General features: G+C 71.7%; 20 protein-coding genes, 4 tRNA genes and 1 other RNA gene. 14 read left to right on the forward strand and 11 right to left on the reverse strand.

Going from position 1 to position 23,957, the window contains the following annotated elements; translation table 11 throughout:
• Positions 1–161 precede the first annotated feature (161 nt).
• Genes purL through purS form a run of 3 tightly spaced genes read right to left on the reverse strand, consistent with a single transcriptional unit; the run spans position 162 to position 3,360 of the window.
• Positions 162–2,411: a phosphoribosylformylglycinamidine synthase subunit PurL gene (gene purL / locus ABT004_RS29400; protein ID WP_351342716.1), complete on the reverse strand. Its 2,250-nt coding sequence runs from the start codon at positions 2,409–2,411 to the stop codon at positions 162–164.
• Positions 2,408–3,091, reverse strand: a complete 684-nt coding sequence (purQ, locus tag ABT004_RS29405) for a phosphoribosylformylglycinamidine synthase subunit PurQ (RefSeq protein ID WP_351342718.1) — start codon at positions 3,089–3,091, stop codon at positions 2,408–2,410. Before purQ ends, purL begins: the two co-directional genes overlap by 4 nt.
• Positions 3,088–3,360 (reverse strand): phosphoribosylformylglycinamidine synthase subunit PurS, encoded by a 273-nt coding sequence (gene purS, locus ABT004_RS29410; protein ID WP_266712288.1) that lies wholly within the window; start codon positions 3,358–3,360, stop codon positions 3,088–3,090. Before purS ends, purQ begins: the two co-directional genes overlap by 4 nt.
• Before the next feature lie 341 nt (positions 3,361–3,701).
• Here purS and ABT004_RS29415 point away from each other — a divergent pair, with 341 nt between their 5' ends.
• From ABT004_RS29415 to ABT004_RS29450, 8 genes are all read left to right on the forward strand, one after another.
• The gene (locus tag ABT004_RS29415) at positions 3,702–4,022 is read left to right on the forward strand and encodes a histone-like nucleoid-structuring protein Lsr2 (RefSeq protein ID WP_351342720.1); all 321 of its coding nucleotides are present in this window, start codon (positions 3,702–3,704) and stop codon (positions 4,020–4,022) included.
• 121 nt (positions 4,023–4,143) lie between these two features.
• Positions 4,144–4,215 (forward strand) — tRNA-Gly (locus ABT004_RS29420).
• Between the two features lie 52 nt (positions 4,216–4,267).
• Positions 4,268–4,340, forward strand: a tRNA-Gly gene (locus ABT004_RS29425).
• 140 nt (positions 4,341–4,480) lie between these two features.
• Entirely contained in the window at positions 4,481–5,452 is a 972-nt protein-coding gene (locus ABT004_RS29430) for an ABC transporter ATP-binding protein (protein ID WP_351342721.1), read from the forward strand.
• Positions 5,449–6,231: an ABC transporter permease gene (locus tag ABT004_RS29435; RefSeq protein WP_351342723.1), complete on the forward strand. Its 783-nt coding sequence runs from the start codon at positions 5,449–5,451 to the stop codon at positions 6,229–6,231. The genes ABT004_RS29430 and ABT004_RS29435 overlap by 4 nt, the downstream gene beginning before the upstream one ends.
• The gene (locus ABT004_RS29440; protein WP_351342725.1) at positions 6,213–7,574 is read left to right on the forward strand and encodes a sensor histidine kinase; all 1,362 of its coding nucleotides are present in this window, start codon (positions 6,213–6,215) and stop codon (positions 7,572–7,574) included. The genes ABT004_RS29435 and ABT004_RS29440 overlap by 19 nt, the downstream gene beginning before the upstream one ends.
• Entirely contained in the window at positions 7,571–8,179 is a 609-nt protein-coding gene (locus tag ABT004_RS29445; protein WP_351342727.1) for a response regulator, read from the forward strand. Before ABT004_RS29440 ends, ABT004_RS29445 begins: the two co-directional genes overlap by 4 nt.
• Before the next feature lie 44 nt (positions 8,180–8,223).
• Positions 8,224–8,299, forward strand: a tRNA-Gly gene (locus tag ABT004_RS29450).
• 56 nt (positions 8,300–8,355) lie between these two features.
• Here ABT004_RS29450 and ABT004_RS29455 read toward each other — a convergent pair.
• From ABT004_RS29455 to ffs, 6 genes are all read right to left on the reverse strand, one after another.
• Positions 8,356–9,261, reverse strand: a complete 906-nt coding sequence (locus ABT004_RS29455; RefSeq protein ID WP_351342728.1) for a phosphoribosylaminoimidazolesuccinocarboxamide synthase — start codon at positions 9,259–9,261, stop codon at positions 8,356–8,358.
• A gap of 139 nt (positions 9,262–9,400) precedes the next feature.
• Positions 9,401–10,888, reverse strand: coding sequence for a N,N-dimethylformamidase beta subunit family domain-containing protein (locus ABT004_RS29460; RefSeq protein WP_351342742.1), 1,488 nt, complete (start codon positions 10,886–10,888; stop codon positions 9,401–9,403).
• A gap of 199 nt (positions 10,889–11,087) precedes the next feature.
• Complete coding sequence (locus ABT004_RS29465) at positions 11,088–12,890, reverse strand: hypothetical protein (protein WP_351342743.1); 1,803 nt, start codon at positions 12,888–12,890, stop codon at positions 11,088–11,090.
• Between the two features lie 340 nt (positions 12,891–13,230).
• Positions 13,231–14,490, reverse strand: coding sequence for a phosphoribosylamine--glycine ligase (gene purD, locus ABT004_RS29470; RefSeq protein WP_351342729.1), 1,260 nt, complete (start codon positions 14,488–14,490; stop codon positions 13,231–13,233).
• Between the two features lie 114 nt (positions 14,491–14,604).
• Complete coding sequence (locus tag ABT004_RS29475) at positions 14,605–16,911, reverse strand: DNA polymerase III subunit gamma and tau (RefSeq protein WP_351342731.1); 2,307 nt, start codon at positions 16,909–16,911, stop codon at positions 14,605–14,607.
• A gap of 67 nt (positions 16,912–16,978) precedes the next feature.
• An RNA gene (gene ffs / locus ABT004_RS29480) (signal recognition particle sRNA small type) lies at positions 16,979–17,073 on the reverse strand.
• Positions 17,074–17,206: 133 nt separating this feature from the next.
• On the opposite strand from ffs, the gene ABT004_RS29485 reads away from it, so the two are divergent.
• From ABT004_RS29485 to ABT004_RS29495, 3 genes are all read left to right on the forward strand, one after another.
• A tRNA-Ser gene (locus ABT004_RS29485) sits at positions 17,207–17,291 on the forward strand.
• 91 nt (positions 17,292–17,382) lie between these two features.
• The gene (locus ABT004_RS29490; RefSeq protein WP_351342733.1) at positions 17,383–18,702 is read left to right on the forward strand and encodes a sensor histidine kinase; all 1,320 of its coding nucleotides are present in this window, start codon (positions 17,383–17,385) and stop codon (positions 18,700–18,702) included.
• A gap of 113 nt (positions 18,703–18,815) precedes the next feature.
• The gene (locus ABT004_RS29495; RefSeq protein WP_351342734.1) at positions 18,816–19,508 is read left to right on the forward strand and encodes a sensor domain-containing protein; all 693 of its coding nucleotides are present in this window, start codon (positions 18,816–18,818) and stop codon (positions 19,506–19,508) included.
• Here the strand turns inward: ABT004_RS29495 and ABT004_RS29500 are convergent.
• Positions 19,482–21,458: a propionyl-CoA synthetase gene (locus ABT004_RS29500; RefSeq protein WP_351342736.1), complete on the reverse strand. Its 1,977-nt coding sequence runs from the start codon at positions 21,456–21,458 to the stop codon at positions 19,482–19,484. The genes ABT004_RS29495 and ABT004_RS29500 overlap by 27 nt on opposite strands.
• A gap of 7 nt (positions 21,459–21,465) precedes the next feature.
• On the reverse strand, positions 21,466–21,807 hold the full coding sequence (locus ABT004_RS29505; RefSeq protein ID WP_351342738.1) for a cupin domain-containing protein: 342 nt from the start codon (positions 21,805–21,807) through the stop codon (positions 21,466–21,468).
• Positions 21,808–21,942: 135 nt separating this feature from the next.
• On the opposite strand from ABT004_RS29505, the gene ABT004_RS29510 reads away from it, so the two are divergent.
• The 3 genes from ABT004_RS29510 (at position 21,943) to ABT004_RS29520 (ending at position 23,813) form a co-directional block, all read left to right on the forward strand.
• The gene (locus tag ABT004_RS29510) at positions 21,943–22,542 is read left to right on the forward strand and encodes an HhH-GPD-type base excision DNA repair protein (RefSeq protein ID WP_351342745.1); all 600 of its coding nucleotides are present in this window, start codon (positions 21,943–21,945) and stop codon (positions 22,540–22,542) included.
• A gap of 205 nt (positions 22,543–22,747) precedes the next feature.
• Positions 22,748–23,044: a type II toxin-antitoxin system VapB family antitoxin gene (locus tag ABT004_RS29515; protein ID WP_003955420.1), complete on the forward strand. Its 297-nt coding sequence runs from the start codon at positions 22,748–22,750 to the stop codon at positions 23,042–23,044.
• 115 nt (positions 23,045–23,159) lie between these two features.
• Entirely contained in the window at positions 23,160–23,813 is a 654-nt protein-coding gene (locus tag ABT004_RS29520) for a LytR C-terminal domain-containing protein (RefSeq protein WP_351342740.1), read from the forward strand.
• The last annotated feature ends 144 nt before the right edge of the window (positions 23,814–23,957 follow it).

Genomic DNA, 23,957 nt, shown 5'->3' on the forward strand with positions numbered 1-23,957 from the left:
GCGGCCGCGGGGGCGCCGGCCGGGGGCGCGCGCCCCCGGCGCCCCGGCCCGCGTCGGCGCCCCCCCCCCCCCCCCGGGGGGGGGGGGGGGGGCCCCCCCCCCGTGGCGGGGGCCCTGCCCACCGGTACCGGCAGGCAGGGCCCAGGTCACACGCGGAAGCGCTACGCCAGCAGCGCCGGAATCGTGCCCTCGTGCGCCTCGCGCAGCTCGTCCAGGGTGAGCACGAACTCGCCCTGGACGTCGACGGAGTCACCGTCCACGACACCGATGCGGGTGACGGGCAGACCCCGCGCCCCGCACATGTCGTTGAAGCGAAGCTCTTCGCTGCGCGGGATCGACACGACCGCGCGGCCCGCCGACTCCGAGAAGAGGAACGTGAACGCGTCCAGGCCCTCGGGGACGATCAGGCGCGCACCCTTGCCCCCGAGCAGCGCCGACTCGGCCACGGCCTGGACGAGGCCGCCGTCGGACAGGTCGTGCGCCGCGTCGATCATGCCGTCGCGGGAGGCCGAGATGAGGATCTCGCCGAGGAGGCGCTCGCGCTCCAGGTCGACCTGCGGTGGCAGACCGCCGAGGTGCTCGTGGACGACCTGCGCCCAGGCCGAACCGCCGAACTCCTCCTTGGTGTCGCCGAGCAGGTAGAGGAGCTGGCCCTCTTCCTGGAAGGCGACGGGGGTGCGGCGGGCGACATCGTCGATGACACCCAGGACGGCGACGACCGGCGTCGGGTGGATCGCCGCCTCGCCCGTCTGGTTGTAGAGCGAGACGTTGCCGCCGGTCACCGGCGTGCCGAGCTGCTGGCAGCCGTCGGCGAGGCCGCGGATGGCCTCGGCGAACTGCCACATGACGGCCGGGTCCTCGGGCGAACCGAAGTTCAGGCAGTCGGAGACCGCGAGGGGCTTGGCGCCGGTCGTCGCGACGTTCCGGTACGCCTCCGCGAGCGCGAGCTGCGCACCCGTGTACGGGTCGAGCTTCGCGAAGCGGCCGTTGCCGTCGGTCGCGATGGCGACGCCGAGGCCGGTCTCCTCGTCGATGCGGATCATGCCCGAGTCCTCGGGCTGCGCGAGCACGGTGTTGCCCTGCACGAAGTGGTCGTACTGCTGGGTGACCCACTTCTTGGACGCCTGGTTGGGCGAGGAGACGAGCTTGAGGACCTGGTCCTTCAGCTCCGCGCCGTTCGCCGGGCGCGGCAGCTTGCCCGCGTCGTCGGCCTGCAGCGCGTCCTGCCAGTCGGGGCGGGCGAGCGGGCGCTCGTAGACCGGGCCGTCGTGCGCGACCGTGCGCGGGTCGACGTCGACGATCTTCTCGCCGTGCCAGAAGATCTCCAGGCGGTCGCCGTCGGTCACCTCACCGATGACGGTGGCGATGACGTCCCACTTCTCGCAGATCTCCAGGAAGCGGTCGACCTTGCCCGGCTCGACCACGGCGCACATGCGCTCCTGCGACTCGCTCATGAGGATCTCCTCAGGAGAGAGCGTGGAGTCGCGCAGCGGTACGTCGTCCAGCTCGACGCGCATACCGCCCGAGCCGTTGGACGCCAGCTCGGAGGTGGCGCAGGAGATGCCGGCGGCGCCGAGGTCCTGGATGCCGACGACGAGCTTCTCGGCGAAGGCCTCCAGGGTGCACTCGATGAGGAGCTTCTCCTGGAAGGGGTCGCCGACCTGGACGGCCGGGCGCTTCGACGGCTTCGCGTCGTCGAAGGTCTCGCTCGCCAGGATCGAGGCGCCACCGATGCCGTCGCCGCCCGTGCGGGCGCCGTACATGATGACCTTGTTGCCGCTGCCGGACGCCTTCGCGAGGTGGATGTCCTCGTGCCGCATGACGCCGATGGCACCGGCGTTGACCAGCGGGTTGCCCTGGTAGCAGGCGTCGAAGACGAGCTCACCGCCGATGTTCGGCAGGCCCAGGCAGTTGCCGTAGCCACCGATACCGGCGACGACGCCGGGCAGCACACGCTTCGTGTCGGGGTGGTCGGCGGCGCCCATCCGCAGCGGGTCGACCACGGCGATCGGGCGTGCGCCCATCGCGATGATGTCGCGGACGATGCCGCCGACACCGGTGGCCGCGCCCTGGTAGGGCTCGACGTACGACGGGTGGTTGTGCGACTCGACCTTGAAGGTGACCGCGTACCCGTTGCCCACGTCGACGACGCCGGCGTTCTCGCCGATGCCGACGAGCAGCGCGTCGGACTGCGGCGCCTTCTCGCCGAACTGGCGCAGGTGCACCTTGGAGGACTTGTACGAGCAGTGCTCGGACCACATGACCGAGTACATGGCGAGCTCGGCGCCGGTGGGCCGGCGGCCGAGGATCTCCACGACCCGCTCGTACTCGTCCTTCTTCAGGCCGAGTTCGGCCCAGGGCAGCTCGACGTCGGGAGTCTTCGCGGCGTTCTCTGTGGTGTCGAGGCTCATGAGGCGGCGACCAGCTTCTTGAGGATCGAGGTGAAGAACGGGAGGCCGTCGGTGCGGCCGCTCCCGATGAGGGGCTCCACGGCGTGCTCCGGGTGCGGCATCAGACCGACGACGTTGCCCGCCGCGTTCGTGATGCCGGCGATGTCACGGAGCGAACCGTTGGGGTTCATGTCGAGGTACCGGAAGGCCACCCGCCCCTCCGCCTCCAACATGTCGAGCGTGCGCTCGTCGGCCACGTAGCGGCCGTCCATGTTCTTCAGCGGGATGTGGATCTCCTGCCCGGCGTCGTAGTCGGCGGTCCAGGCGGTGTCCGCGTTCTCCACCCGCAGCTTCTGATCGCGGCAGATGAAGTGCAGGTGGTCGTTGCCGAGCATGGCGCCGGGGAGCAGGTGGGCCTCGGTGAGGACCTGGAATCCGTTGCAGATCCCGAGGACCGGAAGGCCCGCCTTCGCCTGCTCGATCAGCGTCTCCATGACGGGCGAGAAACGCGAAATGGCGCCCGCGCGCAGGTAATCGCCGTAGGAGAAACCACCGGGCAGGACGACCGCGTCGACCTGCTTCAGGTCCTTGTCCTTGTGCCAGAGCGCGACCGGCTCCGCACCGGCGAGCCGGATCGCGCGCTGGGTGTCGCGATCATCGAGGGAACCGGGAAAGGTGACGACGCCAATACGAGCGGTCACTTTTCGGCCCCCACCGCGGGCTCTTCCACCTTGACGGTGAAGTTTTCGATCACGGTGTTGGCGAGGAAGGTTTCCGCCAGCTCATGGATACGGGCGAGAGCGGCGTCATCCACCGGCCCGTCCACTTCGAGCTCGAAACGCTTTCCCTGACGTACGTCGGAGATGCCGTCGAAACCGAGGCGCGGCAGCGCACGCTGCACCGCCTGGCCCTGGGGGTCGAGGATCTCCGGCTTGAGCATGACGTCGACTACGACGCGTGCCACTGGCACTCCCGGTGTGTGGGTTGAGCTGGTCCGTTCAGCGTACCTGCCCAAATTTTCTACTCGCGTAGACAGTAGGAAGCTACGAGATGCGGATCACGTTATGGCAACGACATGAGATCGCCACGGAAAATTAAGGGAAAGACTCCGGATAACAGCCTCGCGAGACACACCGAGACTTTTAACTGGTCTTCCCACTGCATTGCCGGACAGGGTAAAAAGGAATTGGCAGATACAGGCACTCGGCCTGAACTCGGGGCACCGCATTGCCCGGGCATTGCCTGACAACAGCTGGACAGTCTGCATCACCGCACGTCAAAGCGGGGTGCTGGACGAAGGGACCGATATTCGTGGCGCAGCGTGTCGTGGTCACCCTCTCTGACGACATCGACGGCGGAGAAGCGGCGGAAACGGTCGCATTCGGTCTCGACGGCTCGTCGTACGAGATCGACCTCAATAAGGCCAACGCCCATCAGCTCCGCGAGGCCCTCGCCCCCTACCTGGAGGCGGGCCGCAAGCGGTCGGGGAAGACCGGCAAGGCGTACAAGCGCACCGATCTGAGCCCGGACCCGGCCGCCGTCCGCGCCTGGGCCCGCTCGAACCGCTTCGACGTGCCGCCGCGCGGCCGCATCCCGAAGCGGGTCTACGAGGCCTTCGCCGCGGCCAACTGAGCGCGCGCACCCGCCGACCGGAACCTCTCGGCGACCGGACTTGCGCTGCACCCCCGAGGGTCGGCTAAAGTCTGGAGCACGCCGAGGGGCGAGGCCGCAGGGCCGAACCCCAAGGAGTCGTGCGGGTGTAGTTCAGTAGTAGAACATCCCCCTTCCAGGGGGAAGGCGCAGTGTGCAATTCCTGTCACCCGCTCTGCATCGCGTACCGAACACTTCGGTGGGTACGGTAGGCTGATGCAAGCAGTGCGAACGTAGCTCAGTTGGTAGAGCGCAACCTTGCCAAGGTTGAGGTCGCCGGTTCGAACCCGGTCGTTCGCTCAGAGAACGAAGGCCCGGTCCTCATGGACCGGGCCTTCGTCGTGTCGGTTCGTCGTGTCCGGCGGCCTTCTGACATTTGTCATGCGGGCCGATGACAGCGCGCACTGCCGACCGCCCCCGCCGGGCGACAGGCTTGAGACATGACCACCAACGAGCGCGTGATCGAAGTCACTGATCTGCGCCGCGTGTACGGGGACGGCACAAAGAGTTCCTTCGAGGCGGTGCGCGGAGTCAGCTTCTCCGTGGGCCGCGGCGAGCTCTTCGCACTCCTCGGCACGAACGGCGCCGGAAAGACCTCCACCGTCGAGCTCATCGAAGGACTCGCGGCCCCGGCCGGTGGCCGGGTGCGGGTGCTCGGGCACGACCCGTACGGCGAGCGGGACCGGGTGCGGCCGCGGATCGGGGTGATGCTGCAGGACGGCGGATTCCCCAGCGAGCTGACCGTCACCGAGACCGTACGGATGTGGGCCGGCTGCACGAGCGGGGCCCGGCCGATCGACGAGGCGCTGGAGGCGGTGGGACTCGGCAAGCGCGGGTCGGTCCGGGTCAAGCAGCTGTCCGGCGGCGAGAAGCGGCGGCTCGACCTCGCGCTCGCGCTGCTCGGGCGGCCCGAGGTGCTCTTCCTCGACGAACCGACCACCGGCCTCGACGCCGAAGGGCGCCGCGACACCTGGGAGTTGGTGCGCCGGCTGCGCGCCGAGGGCACCACCGTGCTGCTGACCACGCACTACCTCGAAGAGGCCGAGGAGCTCGCCGACCGGCTCGCGATCCTGCACGAGGGGCGGATCGCCGCCGAGGGCCGCGTCGACGAGGTCGTCGCCGCGCAGCCCTCCCACATCTCCTTCGAGCTGCCCGACGGGTACTTCGTGGGCGATCTGCCGCCGCTGGGGTCGCTCGGCGTCGACACACACGACCTAGAGGGCCGGCTGATCCGGCTGCGCACCGATGACCTGCAGCGGGCCGCCACGGGACTCCTCGTGTGGGCCAGGGACGCGGGCGTCGAACTGCGGCGGCTCGATGTGCGGGGCGCCTCGCTGGAGGAGGCGTTCCTGCGGATCGCGCAGGACGCGAAGAGTGCGGGCCCGCGGCGCGCGAAGGAGATGGCGGTATGAGTACGGCGACGATGACCACCACGACCGTGGGGCGGCTCGGCTCCCTGGCACGGGCCGAGTTGACGCTCATCGGGCGGAGCAAGGGGGTGCTGTTCACCGCCATGTTCGTGCCGCTGGTGCTGCCGTTCAGCATCAGCGCGTCCGCGACCGATGAGCGGCTGAAGGGCACCGGACTGAACCCCGGCACCATGGTGCTGTCCTCCGCGATCGGCTTCTCCCTGCTGTTCGCGGTCTACAGCTCGCTGGTCAGCGTGTACGCCTCCCGGCGCGAGGAACTCGTCCTCAAGCGGCTGCGCACCGGGGAACTCCGGGACACCGAGATCCTCGCGGGCGCCGCGATGCCCGCCGTCGTCCTTGGCCTGGCGCAGGTCGTCGTCCTGGTGGTGGCCTGCACGGTGCTGCTCGACGCGGGCGCACCCGAGGCGCCCCAACTGGCCGTACTCGGCCTGCTGTTGGCCGTTCCGCTGTGTGTCGCGCTGGCCGCGCTCACCACCGTCTTCAGCCGCAGCGTGGAGAGCGCGCAGGTCGCGGCGATGCCGCTGCTCCTCGTCACGATGCTCGGTTCGGGCACCATCGTCCCGCTGGAGGTCATGCCGGACACCCTGGCGTCCGTGTGCGAGCTGTTGCCGCTGACGCCCGTGCTCTCGCTGGTCCGGGGCGGCTGGAGCGGCGAGATGTCGGGCGGCGACACGGTGCAGGCGCTGGTCACGGCGGTGGCCTGGCTGGTCTTCGCGGTGTTTGCTGTACGACGGTGGTTCCGGTGGGAACCGCGGCATTGAGAGGGGCCGACGTGCGGGTGCGGTGGCGGGACCGGAGCAAGATCGAGCGGGTCGAGTGGCAGACGCGGATCACGCTGCGCACGGTCAACTGGTTGTTCTTCGCGGCCTGGTCGATGTCCGGCCTTGCGGGCAGCCTGGTGCACGACACCGTCCCGTACGCCCTCGGTGGCGCGCTCGCCGTCGTGAACCTGGTGCAGTGCGTGGTCGGCGACCGGCACGCGCTGACCGCCCTCGACCAGTATCTGGGGCGGGGCCGCGTGCCCCGGGCCCTGACGGGGGTCAGCGCCGCGCTGGCCGTCATCGCGTTCGGGTTCATCGTCGCGCTGACCGTCACGGACAGCGTGCGGGACGGCTTGATCACCATGCCGCTGGTGTTCGCCCCCATGCCGTTCACCTGCGCCTACGCGCTGACGGTGCCGGTGCGGTCCTTTGTGCGACGGGCCGCCGTCGCCGTCGTGGTCTGTGTCGCGGGCGCGGCGGTCATCGGTACCTCGCCCGGCGGCCTCGTGGTCGTGGCCCTGTTGATGATCCTGACAGCCGCTCTCGCCCTGTTGACCTTCCGGTGCTCCGCCTGGTCCCTCTCCGTGATGTGGGACTCCGAGCGCTCCCGCGAGACCAAGGCCCTGCTCGCCGTCGCCGAGGAGCGGCTGCGGTTCGGGCGGGATCTGCACGACGTCATGGGCCGCAACCTGTCCGTCGTCGCGCTGAAGAGCGAGCTCGCGGTGCAGCTCGCACGGCGCGGGCGGACCGAGGACGCGGTGGCGCAGATGATCGAGGTGCAGCGCATCGCGCGCGAGTCGCAGAAGGAGGTACGCGATGTCGTACGGGGCTACCGCGAGGCCGACCTCGGGGCCGAACTCGCCGGTGCGCAAGGCGTGTTGGACGCGGCCGGGATCGACTGCACGGTGACCGGGTCCGCCGCGGGACTGCCGAGCGAGGTGCAGTCCGCGCTCGGCTGGGTGGTGCGGGAGGCGACGACGAACGTGCTGCGGCACGGGGATGCGAAGGCCTGCCGTGTGGAGCTGGAGGTGGCTGCGAGTGGTGTGGTGTTGAGCGTGGAGAACGACGGGGTCGGCGGCGCGCCATCGACTTCCGGTACCGGGTCGGGGCTCGCGGGACTGCGGGAGCGGCTGGCCGCGGTGGGCGGGGAGCTGGAGGCGGGAGTGGTGCGGAACACGACGTTGCGCGGCGAGGTGTTCCGCGTGAAGGCCACCGTGCCGCTGACGCCCCCCGCACCACATGCGGCACCGGAGGCCGCACCACATGCGGCACCGGAGGCCGCACCCGCCGCTTCCGCCGTGCCCGACGCACAGCGGGAGCAGGAACAGGAGGCCCGCCGATGACGCTGCGCGTTCTGCTCGCCGACGACGAGCACCTGATCCGGGGCGCGCTCGCCGCGCTGCTCGCGCTCGAGGAGGATCTGGTCGTCGTCGCCGAGGCCGCGACCGGGCCCGAGGCGCTCGCCATGGCGCGGGCCCACAAGCCGGACGTCGCCGTGCTCGATCTGCAGATGCCGGGCGCGGACGGTGTGAGCGTGGCCACATCGATCCGGGACGAACTGCCCGGCTGCCGCACCATGATCGTGACCAGCCACGGGCGGCCGGGGCACCTGAAGCGGGCCCTCGCCGCTGGTGTGCGCGGCTTCGTACCGAAGACCGTGAGCGCCCAGCGGCTCGCCGAGATCATTCGGACCGTGCACGCCGGAAACCGTTACGTGGACCCGGAGTTGGCGGCCGACGCGATCTCCGCAGGGGACTCGCCGCTGACCGCCCGCGAGGCCGAGGTGCTCGAACTCGCGGCCGACGGCGCACCCGTCGCGGAGATCGCCGAGCGGGCCGCGCTGTCCCAGGGGACCGTCCGGAACTATCTGTCGTCGGCCGTCTCGAAGCTCGGCGCCGAGAACCGTCACGCGGCGGTGCGTCTCGCGCGCGAACGGGGTTGGGTATAGTTGGCGTCGCGCTTCGGCGCAGCGGCACCGCGCAAGCGGCGCTTGCGAACGTAGCTCAGTTGGTAGAGCGCAACCTTGCCAAGGTTGAGGTCGCGAGTTCGAACCTCGTCGTTCGCTCCACATAGAGAAAGGCCCCCGGTCCTCTGACCGGGGGCCTTTCTCGTTGCTGCGTCTTGCTACGCGTTCCAGGGCGTGCCCGTCAGCAGCTCGTACGCCTCGATGTACTTGGCGCGGGTCGCCGTGACAACCTCGTCCGGGAGCGCGGGCGGCGGCTGCTCGCTCTTGCGGTCCCAGCCGGAGGCCGGCGAGGTCAGCCAGTCCCGCACGAACTGCTTGTCGTAGGACGGCTGGGCGCGGCCCGGCTGCCACTGGTCGGCGGGCCAGAAGCGCGAGGAGTCCGGGGTCAGCACCTCGTCGGCGAGGATCAGCGCGCCGTCCTTGTCGAAGCCGAACTCGAACTTCGTGTCCGCCAGGATGATGCCACGCTCGCGCGCGATGTCCCGGGCCCGGCTGTAGACGGCGAGGGTGGACTGGCGGAGCTGAGCGGCCGTCTCGGCGCCGACCTGGCGGGCCACCTCTTCGTAGCTCACGTTCTCGTCGTGCTCGCCGACCTCGGCCTTCGTGGCGGGCGTGAAGATCGGGGCGGGCAGCTCGGAGCCGTCCTCCAGGCCCTCGGGGAGGGCGAGGCCGCAGACCGTACGCGACGCGTTGTACTCGACCAGGCCGGAGCCGGTGAGGTAGCCGCGGGCCACGGCCTCGACCGGAACCATGTCGAGGCTCTTGCAGACGAGAGTGCGGCCCACCCAGTCGGCGGGGGCGCCCTCGGGCAGCTCCTGCGAGATGACGTGGTTCGGGATCAGGTCCTGGAGCTGGTCGAACCACCACAGGGACAGCTGCGTGAGGACCTTTCCCTTGTCCGGGATCGGGCTGGGCAGCACCCAGTCGTAGGCCGACATGCGGTCGGTGGCGACCATCACGAGGTCGCCCGCCTCGTTCCGGTACAGGTCCCGCACCTTGCCGGTGTGGAGATGCACCAGGCCCGGCACCTGCACTGGTTCGGGCTTTTCGACGAATCCGGACATGGTTCCTCCCCGAGGTTGAAGACAAAGGGCGCCCGCAGGGCTCGAGTAGGGCGGTGGTGGGAGACGGGCGGGCGAGTACCCCGATTCTCCCGTATGCGGGGGCGGGTTTTGGCCACGGGCCTCGTACGGGGGCGTGTGCTCAGTCTCGTTTGCAGATGCGGTCGAGGAGATTCGCCGTCGCCCGCTGGATCCGCGGGTCCACGTGGCCGGGGCGGTCCAGGGCCGGGGACCAGGCGAACGTCCCGGATGCGAAGACCAGCGCTCCGGACGGCGACCGGTACAACGATGTCTCCTGGTGCCTGCGGGCCTTGTCGCTGTCGCGGTACGGGGAGTGCGCGAGCAGGATGCGGTCCTGGTGCTCGGGCAGGGACGTACGCGGGAAGTAGCGGTCGGCCTCGCCGGCCACCAGGTCGGCTATCTCGTCCCCCTCGTGCGCCCCGGTCGCCTCCCACAGCCAGTGGTCCGCGTTCCGCACGATCAGGGGGTGCGGGTCGGGGACCCGGCCCGCGTACTGGATGCCCATCAGCTGCTGCTCCGGCTTGTCGATCTCCCGCCACAGCGTCGGCCTTCCGGGGCCTCTGCGCTTGCGGCAGGTGAGCAGCCGGTCCGGTACGCCGGACGGGGCCGCGCCCAACTCCACCTGCCAGTACATGGTGTTGGCGGAGAGGAAGACGAGCGATGTCCCGTTCTCCCGGGCCAGCTCGGTCGTGCGGCGCATGTTCGCCGACCAGTACTCGTCATGCCCGGGGAAGACCAGGCCCCGGTAGCGGGTCGGGTCGATGCGGCCCGCGTGCAGGTCGCGGGCGTCGGCGTACGCGAGGTCGTATCCGTACCGCTCGGCCCAGCGGATGAAGTCGTAGGCGTGCCCCACGTGCAAGGGCAGGCCCGCGCCCGCGTACGGGCGGTCGAAGGAGACTGTGATCGCGGCCTCGCTCTCGCCGAGCAGCCGCCCTTCCTCGTCCCACGCGTGGTACAGACTCGCGCCCGTGCGCCCGTCCTCCGGGTAGAGGTTGTACGCCTGCCAGGTGATGTCCGGGAGCAGGAGCAGCAGGTCGGCGGGCTCGGAGTCGCGGACCGTGAAGGGGACGTGCGAGCGGTACCCGTCGAGCGTCGTGAGGACGGCGACGTACGCGCCCGCGTTCCAGTACGACGGGATCTGCAGCCGCCACGAAAGCCACCAGTGGTGGCAGGAGACCGTGCGGTCCGCGGTCAGCGGGGCCGGCTGGACGATGCCGGAGAGCCGCGGGCTCGTGGTGATCTTGCGGGCGCCGTCGCCGCCGTAGTGGCCGATGCGGTAGACGTCCACGGTGAACTGCTGGGGCGGGTCCACCGTGACGTGGAAGTCGATCGCCTCGCCGGGGGCCGCGGCGCCGGTCGAGGCGAAGCCCTTGATCTGGCGGTGCACGTCGTCGGCGGTGCGGGGGCCGCTGGTGCGGGGCGCCGGGATGTCACGCGCGCCGGGACGCGGCACATGGTCGGCGTACCAAGGGACGACATGTCCGGTGTCGTCGAAATAGTGCTCACTTCCGCGCAGCCAGGGGAGCGGTCCCTGTCCGAACGGGTCCGTGACCGCGTGCGCCAGCGCGCCCGATTCCCAGCGGGTGGTACGCGCGCGGGGCGGGGGCATGTCCTCGCTCGCCAGGTCCTTCGGGTGCCCCTCCCTGTCCGGCCCCATGCGCGCTCCCCTCCCTCGCTCCCCCGAGCCCACACCCGCTGCCGCGTGTCCGCGACCGGTCCCAGCACATCACATTACGCACGCACTCCGTCACCGTTCGTCGTGAATTGACGAGAGTGGAACGGTTCCCTCCGGGTTTCGGGGCGGCGCCTCACACCAGGCGCACCGGCTTCTCCGCGCGGATGCCCCGACGGGTCAGCCAGTCCTTGAGCGGCTCCACGTCACCGTCCTCCACCAGGCTCAGCACGCGGGGCGTCAGGTCGGCCGTACGCTCCCCGTCGACCAGGAGCGACGGGCCGTCCAGCCAGTCCAGGCCCGGCGCCGCGCCCGCCGTGTCCACGGCGGCGCAGCAGACCATCGCGGTGACGTGGTCGGCCAGCAACTCCCGTCCGCTGCGCGGCGGTTGCAAGGGAAACAGCGGCAGCGCCCCCTCGTCCCACAACGCCCCGTCCGGACTCCCCTGCCCCACCGGCGGAGCCACCGACACCGGCCGCTCACTCTCCTCCCGGGCGACCTCGGCGGCGAGCGTGGCGGAGAGGACGTCGAGGGGGGTCACGTCCTGCTCGCCGCTGGGCGCGGGCACATCAAGCCCGTCGGCGCTGGGCGCGGCCAAGTCAAGCCCCTGCGGCGATTGAGCAGCGGGGTCCGGGGCGGAGCCCCGAGGCGTGTGCGCGGACGATCCGCCCGGCACCACCGAAAGGTGATCCAGGACCCGGGCCAACGTCGGCCCCTCCGCACCCCCGGAGGGAACCCGGACGCCCAGCCCGTCCATCACCCGGTGGAGCCGCGCCGCATCCATCCGCCACTTCCGGTCCACGACCTCGTCCGGATACTCCTGCCAGTCCACCGGCGCCCAGTCGGGCCCACGCTCGGCGGGCCCACCGTGGAAGAGCCGGGCGGCAAGCAGCGACGCCGCCTCGTCGACCGTGCCCGGCTCATCGAGCAGGTCGCACGCGGGCCGCTCCCCGAGCCGCGAGGCAAAGGTCCCGTTCTGCGCCGCGAGGCGATCGCGCCGGGACAGCTCGGTCAGCGCCGCGACCACGCCCGCGTCGAGCCGGGCGGGCCAGCGGCCCATCCGCCAGGCCGGCAGCGCGACCCGCGTGAGCAGCCGGTCCCAGCCCGCGTACGCGAGCCCGACCTGCTCCTGCGCGACGATCCGCAGGCCGTAGTCCACCGCCTGCGCGCGCTCGGCCGCGGCCGCGGCGACGCCGCGCTCCATCTCGGCGGCGTGCACCCGGCAGCCGGTCAGCAGCAGCCGCGCGACCCGGCCGACGCCGCCGAGCACTGCACGGGCCACCGGCCCACGGCCGCCGTCGGCGGAGACCGCCACCGCGGCGTCGAGGCCACGGATGAAGCGCCGGGCCGCCGCTATGTCGGGGTGCGCCGAAGGTCCCGTACCTGCGACGACCGGGGCCAGGACCGCACGCAGCTCGCCCACCCGCATCCACCACAGGAAGGGGGACCCGATGACGAGAACGGGCGCGGCGGGCGCCTTGGGGTCACCGCCGTCACCACCGTCCCCGCCCCCGTCCTGGCTCTGACCTTGGCGCGCGGGCGGCCCGTGGGCCGGATGCGTACGGTCCTCGAGCCAGCTGTCGCAGTCCGGGGTGAGCGCTATCGCCGAGGGCGCCGGAACGTCGAGCCGGTCGGCCAGATCACGCACCATCCGGTACAGGTCGGGAGCGGTCTTCTCGGCGATCGGAATCGTCGGACTGACGGCCGGGCGGGCGCGCGCCACGACGAGCGCGACGGCGGCGGCCGCGAGCAGGACGACGACGGCGACCGCGCTCACGACCACGCGCGCGACATCCCAGCCCCCGCCCTCCAGATGACCCGTGGTGCCACCCGCGAGCAGCACCACGGAAGCGGCTGCGGGAAGCAGCGCGATCGCCGTCGCCCTGCTGCGGATGCGCAGCACGGCGAGGGCTCGGGAGCGCGCACTCTGCGCACCCATCTCCACACCCGTACCGGACACGACCGATGTCACCCCCTGCTGCCCTTGCCTGTAGCCCAGCCAGGGGCCGAGGCCCACAGCAGAGCTCTGGTGGCGTTGCTCACTCCCCCACAATGGCACCCGCCACTGACATCGCAATGCCGGTGGTCCGTCTGGTTCTGAGCGGCTCGCACGGGTGCCGTAACTCCGTGCGCCGCACCCTAGTTGGGGGTTTCGGCCTCGTCAGCCGGTTGGGCCAGCGGTCACTCGATGGAATGGCTTTGGGTAGAGGTGGGTGACATCGGGGGCCGGGCAGGCGAGGGTGTGGCCCGCCCGGGACCCCGCCCGGAAGCGGTCGCTGTCAGCGGCCGGAAGCCGCCTTCGCGGCGATGTCCGTGCGGTGCTGCGAGCCGTCGAGGCCGATGCGGTCCACGGCGGCGTACGCGCGCTCGCGGGCCTGCGTCAGGTCGCCGCCGACCGCGGTGACGGACAGCACGCGGCCGCCCGCGCTGACGACCGCGCCGCTCCCGCCGTCGCGCTTGGTGCCGGCGTGCAGCACGTACGCGTTCGGGGCGTCCTGCGCGGCCACCGCGTCGAGCCCGGTGATCGGGTCGCCGGTGCGCGGGGTGTCGGGGTAGTTGTGCGAGGCGAGGACGACGGTGACGGCCGCGTCCTCGCTCCAGCGCAGCGGCTCGAGGTCCGCGAGCGTGCCGTTGGCCGACGCCAGCAGGACACCGGCGAGCGGGGTCCTGAGGCGGGCCAGCACGACCTGGGTCTCGGGGTCGCCGAAGCGGGCGTTGAACTCGATGACGCGGACGCCGCGGCCGGTGATCGCGAGACCGGCGTAGAGCAGGCCCGAGAACGGGGTGCCGCGCCGCGCCATCTCGTCGACCGTTGGCTGCAGCACCGTGTCGAGGACCTCCCCGACCAGCTTCGGGTCGGCCCACGGAAGCGGCGAATAGGCGCCCATTCCACCGGTGTTGGGGCCCTCGTCGTTGTCGAGCGCGCGCTTGAAGTCCTGGGCGGGCTGCAGCGGGACGACGGTGGTGCCGTCGGTGATCGCGAAGAGCGAGACCTCGGGGCCGTCGAGGAACTCCTCGATGACGACGCGCTCGCAGGCCTTCGCGTGGGCGCGGGCCTCCTCGATGTCGTCGGTCACGACGACGCCCTTGCCCGCGGCGAGACCGTCGTCCTTCACGACGTACGGGGCGCCGAACGCGTCGAGCGCCTCGTCGATCTCGGCCGCGTTGGTGCACACGTACGAGCGTGCGGTGGGGACGCCCGCGCCGGCCATGACGTCCTTGGCGAACGCCTTGGAGCCCTCCAGCTGGGCGGCCTCGCCGGACGGGCCGAAGACGGGGATGCCGGCGGCGCGGACCGCGTCGGCGACACCGGCGACCAGGGGCGCCTCGGGTCCGACGACGACGAGGCCGGCCTCCAGCTCCTGGGCGAGGGCGGTGACCGCCGCGCCGTCGAGGGCGTCGACCGCGTGCAGCTCGGCGACCTCGGCGATGCCTGCGTTGCCGGGGGCACAGTGCAGGGCGGTGACGTCGGGATCGAGGGACATTGAGCGGCACAGGGCGTGTTCGCGGGCGCCGCTGCCGATGACGAGGACCTTCACGCCGGTCAGCCTATCCGTACGACCGGGGTGGTCTTGTACGGGCCGCCCAAGGCAGGCCGGGCAGGGGTTTGTGGTTTCCTCCAGGCTCCGCGGCGGGGGCGGGCCCGCCACGCGCTACTCGTTCGTGAACTCCTCGACCACCGTCGCGCCCAGTTCGCGGACGATCAGGTCGTGGCCCGACAGGGACTTCTCGTCCAGGTCCGGGTCGTCGTCCTCCGGGATGTCGTCCTCCACCGACACCGAGCGGCGGGGCGGCTCCTGAGGAGCGGGGGCCGGGGCGGGCTCCGCACTGGGCGGAGCGGGCCGGTCGGCTGACGGCTGGGACGGGGCCGGGGGCGCGGGGGCCGGGGCGGGAGCCGGTGCCGGGGCGGGAGCGGGAGCGGGGGCGTAGCCGCCTCCGCCGTAGCCACCGCCACCGCCGTATCCGCCGCCGGGGCCGGGCGGCGGGGGTGCGCCGCCTCCGCCCGAGGTGTCGACGACGGCGTCGATCTTCCAGTTCGCCCCGAACTGCTCGGACAGGGCCGCCTTCAGTACGTCCTCGCTGCCGCTGCTCACGAAGTTGTCACGGGCGCCCGCGTTCACGAAGCCGAGCTGGAGTGTGGTGCCGTCGAAGCCTGTGACCTGCGCGTTCTGACTGAGCAGGATCCACGTGAAGCGGCGCTTGTTCTTGACCGCCTCCAGGATGTTCGGCCAGAGCATACGGGGGTCCGGTCCGCCGACCGGGGCCGGTGCCGGGACCGGTGCGGGGGCCGCCGGGGCCGGGGCCGATTGCTGCGGGGCCGGGGTCGGGGCCGCCGCCTGCGGTGCGGCCGGGGCTGCCGGAGCGGGCGGAGCGGGCGGAGCGGGCGGAGCGGGCGGCTGGCCGGAGCCCGCGGCCGCGGCCGTGGGCCACCCGCCGGGCCTGCGACCTCCACCGGCTCCGGCACCGCCTGCCGGGGCGGCGGTGGGCCAGGAACCGGGGGCGGGCTGGGCGGGCGGTACCTCCGCGGGCGGGGCGGGAGCCGGGGTGGGGGCCGGAGCGGGTGCGGGTGCGGGTTCCTGAACCTGCGGAGCCACCGGCGCCGCCGGAGCCGGAGCCTGAGCCGCGCCGGGGCCGCCCCCCGGCCCGCCGCCTCGCACCGCGGCCCGAGCCGCCGCGGGCCCACCACCCGGCTCGACGGGCGGCACAGGCGCCTGCGCCGGGGCAGCGGCCTGCGCATGGGCATCGGGCCCGGGAACGTACGCCATGGAAGGCGCGGGACCCTGCCCGCCAGGCGTGAAGACTCCGCCGCGCTCGATGCGGTCGAGACGGGCCAGGAGCGAACGCTCGTCGTTGTACGCGGCGGGCAGCAGCACGCGCGCGCAGATCAGCTCGAGCTGGAGCCGCGGAGCGTTGGCGCCGCGCAACTCGGTCAGTCCCTCGTTGACGAGATCGGCGGCCCGGCTGAGCTCGGCGGCGCCGAACGTGCTCGCCTGCGCCTGCATCCGCTCCACCACATCGGCCGGGGCGTCGATGAGCCCCTTCTCCGCGGCGTCGGGAACGGCGGCCAGGATCACGAGGTCCCGCAGCCGCTCCAGCAGATCGGCCACGAAGCGCCGCGGATCGTTGCCCCCCTCGATGACCCGGTCCACGACCTCGAAAGCGGCGGCGCCGTCACCGGTGGCGAAGGCTTCGACGACGGAGTCGAGCAACGAACCGTCCGTATATCCGAGCAGCCCGGTCGCCATGGCATACGTCACACCGTCTTCGCCCGCGCCGGCGAGCAGCTGGTCCATGACGGACATGGAGTCACGCACGGACCCCGCGCCGGCCCGGACGACGAGCGGCAGCACGCCCTCCTCGACCGCCATGGCCTCCTTGCCGCACACCTCGCCCAGGTAGTCGCGCAGCGTCCCCGGCGGCACGAGCCGGAACGGATAGTGGTGCGTCCTGGACCGGATCGTCCCGATGACCTTCTCGGGCTCGGTGGTCGCGAAGATGAACTTGAGGTGCTCCGGCGGCTCCTCGACCACCTTCAGCAGCGCGTTGAAACCCGCCGACGTGACCATGTGGGCCTCGTCGATGATGTAGATCTTGTACCGGCTGCCCGCCGGGCCGAAGAAGGCCTTCTCCCGCAGGTCACGGGCGTCGTCCACGCCACCGTGCGAAGCGGCGTCGATCTCGATGACGTCGATCGACCCCGGCCCGTTCCGCGCGAGGTCCTGGCACGACTGGCACTCCCCGCACGGATTCGGGGTGGGACCCTGCTCGCAGTTGAGACAGCGGGCCAGGATGCGCGCGCTGGTCGTCTTGCCGCAGCCGCGCGGGCCCGAGAACAGGTACGCGTGATTGACCCGGTTGTTCCGCAGCGCCTGCTGCAGCGGGTCGGTTACATGTTCCTGCCCGATGACCTCGGCGAACGACTCCGGGCGGTAACGGCGGTAGAGCGCGAGAGACGACACGCATACGAGGTTATAGGCGCCCACTGACAACCGGACCCGCCCACGGGTATCGCGACCCCCCGGAAACGTAAACGCCCCCCACGCACCCGCCAGAGCCGACTTACCCTTGCTGCCTTCCGGCCCTGGGGGAGTTCAGTCAGATAGCGCCACGTGAGGGGCTGACGCCCACAGTACCCGATCCCCCACGGTGGAAAGAACCCGGAGGTCCGGCCCCCCGATCCGTCTCCGATCCGCCGTCGATCTTGATCGTCAACGTGGTCGCGAGCACCGCTCGGCGTCTTGTATTGTTTGCGGCGGAGGATTCGCCTAGTGGCCTAGGGCGCACGCTTGGAAAGCGTGTTGGGGGCAACCCCTCACGAGTTCGAATCTCGTATCCTCCGCACTGCCTGAACAGGCACACGCAGGGCCCCACCGCTTCGGCGGTGGGGCCCTGCGCAGTTCTGGTCCCGGGTCGCCTTCTACCCTCGTCGGGTGAGTACCACCGGCCGCACCCGTCACGTCGGGAACACCTTGCGCAGTTGGACGATCCTGCCCTCCGATGCCGATGCCGGTGCCGGGGGCACGGCGCGCGCCACGGACGTGGTGCTGGCGGCCGTCGCGCTGCTACTTGCGGTGTGGAACAGCCTCCAGAATCCCGCCCAGGGGCCGGCCGCTCCCTGGGCGAACCTGGTGATCGCCGTGGTGAGCGGGCTGCCGCTGCTCGTACGGCGTCGGGCTCCCGAGCTGGTTCTCGGCGTCGCGCTGCTCGCCAAGGTCCTCCAGGTCTCGGCCTTCGCGATGCCGCTCGCCTATTACGCGGAAGGCGCCTATCGCGGGCCGCACAGCCGGCGGGCCGTCTGGGTCTCGGCCGGGATCGGGTTCGTGGTCGTCGCGCCCTGGGACGCGGAGGGTTGGTCCAGCTTCCGGACCGTGGTGCTCTGGTTCTCGGTCAACTTCGTCTTCTCCTGCCTGGTGCCGCTGCTGCTGGGGCTCTACATCGGCCAACGGCGCGCCGTCGTCGCGGGCCTCGTCGAACGGGCGGAGCGCGCCGAGCGGGAGCAGCGGCTCGTCGCCGAGGCCGCCCGGGAAGAGGAGCGGCGGCGCATCGCCGGCGAGATGCACGACGTGGTCTCCCACCAGGTGAGCCTGATCGTCGTGCACGCCAACGTGCTCAGCACCGTCAGCCACGACCCGGCGGTGACGGACGAAACCGCGCAGATCATCCGGACAGCCGGACGGCGCGCGCTCACCGAACTCCGCGAGATGCTGGGGGTGTTGAGGAGCAGCCCGAGCGGCCCCTCCGACGCGCCGGCCGGTCCCGCCGCAGCTGCCCCGGACACCGATGCCCCGGACACCGAAGCCGCGACGGCCGAGCGGCGGCCCCTGCCCGGCCCGGGAGCCGTCGACAGAATCACCGAGCTGGCCGACGGCTCCCGGACCGCCGGGCTGCCCGTCACCGTGCACGTCGAAGGTGCGCCGCAACCGCTGGCCGAGCCGGTCGAGCGGGCCGCGCACCGGGTCGTGCAGGAGGCTCTGACCAACGTGCACAAGCACGCCCCGGGCGCCACGACGCGGGTTCAACTCGCCTTCGACCCACGGACCGTGCGGGTACGTGTCGTCAACGGCCCGCCCGGGAAGCCCGCCGCACCGACCGCCGACGGTGAGCCGCTGCTGCCCAGCGGGGGACACGGGCTGATCGGTCTGACGGAGCGGGTCCGCCTGGCCGGAGGCACCATCGAGTCAGGAGCCACCGGCGACGGCGGCTTCCGGATCGAGGCCGCGCTGCCCACGTCGAGTCGCGTGGTCAGCTGAATCCCGCGTCGTGGGTGATGCACGCGACCGGCCCTGAGCGGGGGATAACCCCACCTCCAAGACACCCCTCAGCTCCATGTCCCCCGCGCCGTCGAATCGCGACGATGGGTGGCATGACCTCGACCACGCTGTCCTACGCGAGCACGAACCCCACCGCACCGCGGTCCACGGCCCGTCCGGGGTTCTGGCGCGCTCCGTTCGCCGGTGCCACCTACCGCGAGATCGGGCACACGCTCACGTCGCTCCCCGTCGCGATCGCCGGGTTCGTCTTCGCCGTGACGATGTTCGCCCTGGGGGTGAGCACGCTCGTCGTGTGGATCGGCCTGCCGGTCCTCGCGGCGGCGCTGGGCGGCGCGCGTGGTCTCGGGGCGGCCGAGCGGGGCAGGGCACATGCGTTCCTCGACCTGGACGTTCCGGCCCCGGCGCCCGCCGCGCCCGGACTGCGAGGGCGGCTCGTCGACGCCGCCGGGTGGAAGGCGCTGCTCTTCCACACGGTGATGTTCCCGTGGCGGGTGATGAGCTTCGTCGTCTCCGTGACGTTCCTGGTCACGGGCTGGGCGGTCGCGCTCTTCCCCACGTACTCCTGGGTCTTCCACCGCTACCTGGACTGGCCCGGCTACCGGATCTTCGACTTCACGACCGACGCCGGTGTGCACCACGCGTACTACGTGGAGTCGCCCGCCCAGATCGCCGCGGTCTCGGCCATCGGGTTCGTGTTCGTGTTCCTGACGCCGAAGGTGGTGCGCGGCCTGACGAACCTCGACCGCGTCGCCATCCGCTCACTGCTCGGCGGCCGGACCCGCTGACCCCCGCGTGAGGACCGGGCGCAGCGCGTCCAGGACCGTCACGTCATCCACCGTCGACGGCACTGGTTCGTCCAGGCCGTCGGCGATGCCGCGCATGGTCCTGCGCAGGATCTTGCCGGAGCGGGTCTTGGGCAGGGCCGCCACCACGGCGACCGCCTTCAGGGACGCGACGGCGCCGATCCGGTCCCGTACGAGCTGGACGAGTTCCGCCTCGACCACCGCGGGGTCGGACGAGACGCCCGCCTTCAGGACCACGAAACCGCGCGGGACCTGGCCCTTGAGGGAGTCCGCCACCCCGATGACCGCGCACTCCGCCACATCCGGGTGCGCGGCGAGGACCTCCTCCATGCCGCCCGTGGAGAGGCGGTGCCCGGCCACGTTGATGACGTCGTCGGTCCGCCCCATCACGAACACGTAGCCGTCCTCGTCCACGTGCCCGCCGTCGCCGGTCAGGTAGTAGCCGTCGAAGGCCGAGAGGTACGAGGAGACGAAGCGCTCGTCGTCGTTCCAGAGGGTGGGCAGGGAGCCCGGCGGCATCGGGAGGCGGACGACGATGGCGCCGTCCTCGCCGGGAGCCATCGGCTTGCCGTTCCCGTCGACGACCCGCACGTCCCAGCCCGGCAGCGGGAACGTCGGGGAGCCCGCCTTGACCGGCGCGGCCTCGATGCCCACCGGGTTCGCGACGATCGGCCAGCCCGTCTCGGTCTGCCACCAGTGGTCGATCACCGGGATGCCGAGCAGCTCGCTCGCCCAGTGGTACGTCTCCGGGTCGAGCCGCTCCCCGGCCAGGAACAGGTACTTCAGCGCACTGAGATCGTACGCGCGCGTGAACTCCCCTTCCGGGTCCACCTTCTTGATCGCCCGGAAAGCGGTGGGCGCGGTGAACAGGGTCTTCACGCCGTACTCCTGCGCCACCCGCCAGAACTGGCCCGCGTCCGGGGTGCCGACCGGCTTCCCTTCGTAGAGGACGGTCGTGGCGCCGGCGAGCAGCGGGGCGTACACGATGTACGAGTGGCCGACGACCCAGCCCACGTCGGACGCGGTGAACATGGTCTCGCCGGGACCCACGTCGTACACGGCCTCCATGGACCAGCGCAGCGCCACCGCGTACCCGCCGCAGTCCCGCACAACTCCCTTGGGTTTCCCGGTCGTTCCGGACGTGTAGAGGATGTAGAGCGGGTCCGTCGCCGCCATCGGGACGCAGGGCGCGGGGTGTGCGCCGCTCATCGCCTCCGCCCAGTCGACATCCCTTCCCGGGCTCAACTCACCCGGTCCCTGCGGGCGTTGCAATATCACGCAGGCGTCCGGCTTGTGCGTCGACAGGTCCACCGCCTGGTCGAGGAGCGGCTTGTACGGGACGACCCGCGCCCCCTCGACCCCGCAGGACGCCGACACGACGACCTTCGGCGCCGCGTCGTCGATCCGCACCGCCAGCTCGTTCGCCGCGAAGCCGCCGAAGACGACCGAGTGCACGGCCCCGATCCGCGCGCAGGCGAGCATCGCGACGACGGCCTCCGGGACCATCGGCATATAGAGGACGACCCGGTCGCCGCGGGTCACTCCGAGGCCGGCCAGCACTCCCGCGAAGCGGGCGACCTGGTCGGTCAACTCCGCGTAGGTGTACGTGCGCTTGGTGTCCGTCACCGGGGAGTCGTACACGAGTGCGGGCTGCGCTCCGCGGCCCGCCGCGACATGGCGGTCCAGCGCGTTGTGGCAGACGTTCAGCTCGCCGTCCGGGAACCAGCGGTGGAAGGGGGCCCGCGAGGAGTCCAGGGCCCTGGTCGGGGGCGTGTCCCAGTCGATCGCGCGGGCCGCCGTGAGCCAGAAGCCCTCCGGGTCCTCGGTGCTCGCTCGGAAGATATCTTCGTACGACGGCATGCCCGCACTCCTTTGCGCAGAACCCGAACCCGCGGAACCCCGGCAACCAGGCTCCCGTAGCGACGGGAACACGATCAGGTCAGGCGGTGACCGCCGTCAACAGCACAGCCGCGTCCGTGAGCGCGACGAGGCCGTGCTTCTCCTGGGGGATGGCGTGCAGCTGGCCCTGCGTGAGCGTGACGTCGCCGGAGACCGCGGTGAGGCGGACGCGGCCGCGCAGCACCTGGAGGGTGGCGGCCGGCGGGGCGTTGTGCTCCTCCAGGTTGCTCCCCTCGGTCAGGGCGATCACGGACTGGCGCAGCAGCGGGTCCTCCTTGATCAGGAGTTCGGCGCTGCGGCCGTGCTCGGCCTTGCGGGCCGCGGTCAGATGGTCGTCGGCGAGGGCCGCGAGATCGTACGGGGCGGGCGTCGTGGAAGTCATGACGTCAGGGTTACCCCGGACGGCGCCGCCATGCGACGCGATGGGGACCGATCGTGGCCGTGCCTCGCCACGCCGGGGCGGGACCCCGGCGTGGCGACGCGGACGGCGCGGCGCGATCATCGACGTATGAGCCGTATGGACGTCACCCTCCACCTCGCCCAGGAGCCCGCCGCCGACGAACTCCTCGGGCGCAGTCCGCTCGCCGCGCTCGTCGGGATGCTGCTCGACCAGCAGGTGCCCATGGAGTGGGCGTTCGCGGGCCCGCGCACCATCGCCGACCGGCTGGGCGCCGACGACCTCGACGCCTACGAGATCGCCGCCCGGGACCCCGAGGCCTTCGCCGCGCTGCTCTCCGAGAAGCCGGCCGTGCACCGCTATCCCGGCTCCATGGCCAAGCGCGTGCAGCAGCTGTGCCAGTACCTCGTCGACCACTACGACGGGGACGCGGCCGCCGTGTGGGAGGGCGCCGACACCGGCAAGGAGGTGCTGCGGCGGCTGAACGAGCTGCCCGGCTTCGGCAAGCAGAAGGCCCAGATCTTCCTGGCCCTGCTCGGCAAGCAGCTCGGCGTGCGGCCGACGGGCTGGCGCGAGGCGGCGGGCGCGTACGGCGAGCCGAAGGCGTACCGCTCGGTCGCCGACATCACCGGGCCCGAGTCCCTCACGAAGGTGCGTGCGCACAAGCAGGAGATGAAGGCGGCCGCCAAGGCGGAGAAGGCGGCGAAGGCCGGCAAGTAGCGCCCGTCAACGAAGCGCGCGTGGTTACCCCGGAAGGGCCACGAACACGCCCGCTTTCATCAACTCACCCACGGCGCCACTCATTTCAGGCCCCGGTGCGGGACGCGACTGGACCCGGTTGAAGCCGGTTAAGGACGGTTTTTACCGGCTGTGCACCCCGTCCCCATGGCTGCGCCCGGCAAGCCTCGCCCGGTAGGCTTTCCGTGTGATCTTCAAGCGCATCGGAAACGGCCGGCCGTACCCCGACCACGGCCGGGAAAGCACCCGGCAGTGGGCGGACGTCGCGCCGCGCCCGGTCCGCCTCGATCAGTTGGTGACGACCAAGGGCCAGCTCGACCTGGAGACCCTGCTCGCCGAGGACTCGACGTTCTACGGCGACCTCTTCGCGCACGTCGTGAAGTGGCAGGGCGATCTCTACCTGGAGGACGGCCTGCACCGCGCCGTGCGCGCCGCGCTCCAGCAGCGCCAGGTGCTGCACGCACGCGTGCTCGAGCTCGGCTGACCGCGCCTCGGGACTGACGGCACCTCAGGGCCGCATTGGCCCTTTTGGGTTGGACTGAGCGACTGACCGTGATCATTTAATAGGCATCGTCGCCGCACAGGATTACGCTGCGCTCATGAGCATGCTCACTCCACCCGGCATGGGCGGCAAGTACCGCATCACAGGGGACAAATACCCCCGCATGCGGCGCGGGCGCCCGCGCAACAGGATCGTGCTCGCGGTCGTCGCGTCCGTCGCCGCGATCGGGCTGATCGGCTGGGGCTCGTTCCAGCTGGTCGACGTCTTCACGGGGGGCGACAAGGCCAGCGCCGCGGGGGCGAAGTCCGGCGCCTGCGAGAAGAAGCCGAGCGCGTCGCCCTCCCCCGGCAAAGCGGACGCGAAGCTGCCTGCCCCCTCCCAGATCACCGTGAACGTCCTGAACGCCACGGCCCGCGGCGGCCTGGCCAAGGAGACCGCGGACGAGCTGAAGAAGCGCGGCTTCAAGATCGGCGACGTCGGCAACGCCACGAAGGCGTACGACAAGAAGGTCAAGGGCCCCGGCCTCCTGCTCGGCGCCTCGGCGGCCACGGAAGCGGCGCTCCCGGTCCTCGGCACGCAGCTGACCGGCGCCGAGCTGAAGGCGGACAAGCGCGCGAAGCCGACCGAGGTCGACCTGATCATCGGCTCCGGCTTCAAGAAGCTCGCGAAGAAGCCGGCCGCGGACAAGGCGCTCTCGGCGCTGAGCCACCCGAAGCCGAAGCCGAGCGCCTCCGGCGCGGGCTGCCGGTAGGACACGGGACACACGAGAAGGGCCGGGGCCCCCCAGGGTTGGGGGGGGGCCGCCCCTCTCGGGGGGGACGGGGGCCAACCGCCACCCCCGCCCGGGGGGCGCGGCGTGGGGGGGGGGGGGGTGCGCGGCGCGGGGGCCGGGTGC

Origin of the sequence: Streptomyces sp. NPDC002790 (genome assembly GCF_040295505.1) — a bacterium.
Taxonomy (GTDB): Bacteria; Actinomycetota; Actinomycetes; order Streptomycetales; family Streptomycetaceae; genus Streptomyces.

What these genes read in the sequence shown, in the direction of transcription:
- ABT004_RS29455 (WP_351342728.1), bottom strand. Translation starts at nt 9,261, where the DNA reads ATGTCCGGATTCGTCGAAAAGCCCGAACCAGTGCAGGTGCCGGGCCTG.
- ABT004_RS29435 (WP_351342723.1), top strand. Translation starts at nt 5,449, where the DNA reads ATGAGTACGGCGACGATGACCACCACGACCGTGGGGCGGCTCGGCTCC.
- ABT004_RS29510 (WP_351342745.1), top strand. Translation starts at nt 21,943, where the DNA reads ATGGACGTCACCCTCCACCTCGCCCAGGAGCCCGCCGCCGACGAACTC.
- ABT004_RS29430 (WP_351342721.1), top strand. Translation starts at nt 4,481, where the DNA reads ATGACCACCAACGAGCGCGTGATCGAAGTCACTGATCTGCGCCGCGTG.
- ABT004_RS29520 (WP_351342740.1), top strand. Translation starts at nt 23,160, where the DNA reads ATGAGCATGCTCACTCCACCCGGCATGGGCGGCAAGTACCGCATCACA.
- ABT004_RS29505 (WP_351342738.1), bottom strand. Translation starts at nt 21,807, where the DNA reads ATGACTTCCACGACGCCCGCCCCGTACGATCTCGCGGCCCTCGCCGAC.
- ABT004_RS29445 (WP_351342727.1), top strand. Translation starts at nt 7,571, where the DNA reads ATGACGCTGCGCGTTCTGCTCGCCGACGACGAGCACCTGATCCGGGGC.
- purL (WP_351342716.1), bottom strand. Translation starts at nt 2,411, where the DNA reads ATGAGCCTCGACACCACAGAGAACGCCGCGAAGACTCCCGACGTCGAG.
- ABT004_RS29495 (WP_351342734.1), top strand. Translation starts at nt 18,816, where the DNA reads ATGACCTCGACCACGCTGTCCTACGCGAGCACGAACCCCACCGCACCG.
- ABT004_RS29460 (WP_351342742.1), bottom strand. Translation starts at nt 10,888, where the DNA reads ATGCCCCCGCCCCGCGCGCGTACCACCCGCTGGGAATCGGGCGCGCTG.
- ABT004_RS29465 (WP_351342743.1), bottom strand. Translation starts at nt 12,890, where the DNA reads ATGGGTGCGCAGAGTGCGCGCTCCCGAGCCCTCGCCGTGCTGCGCATC.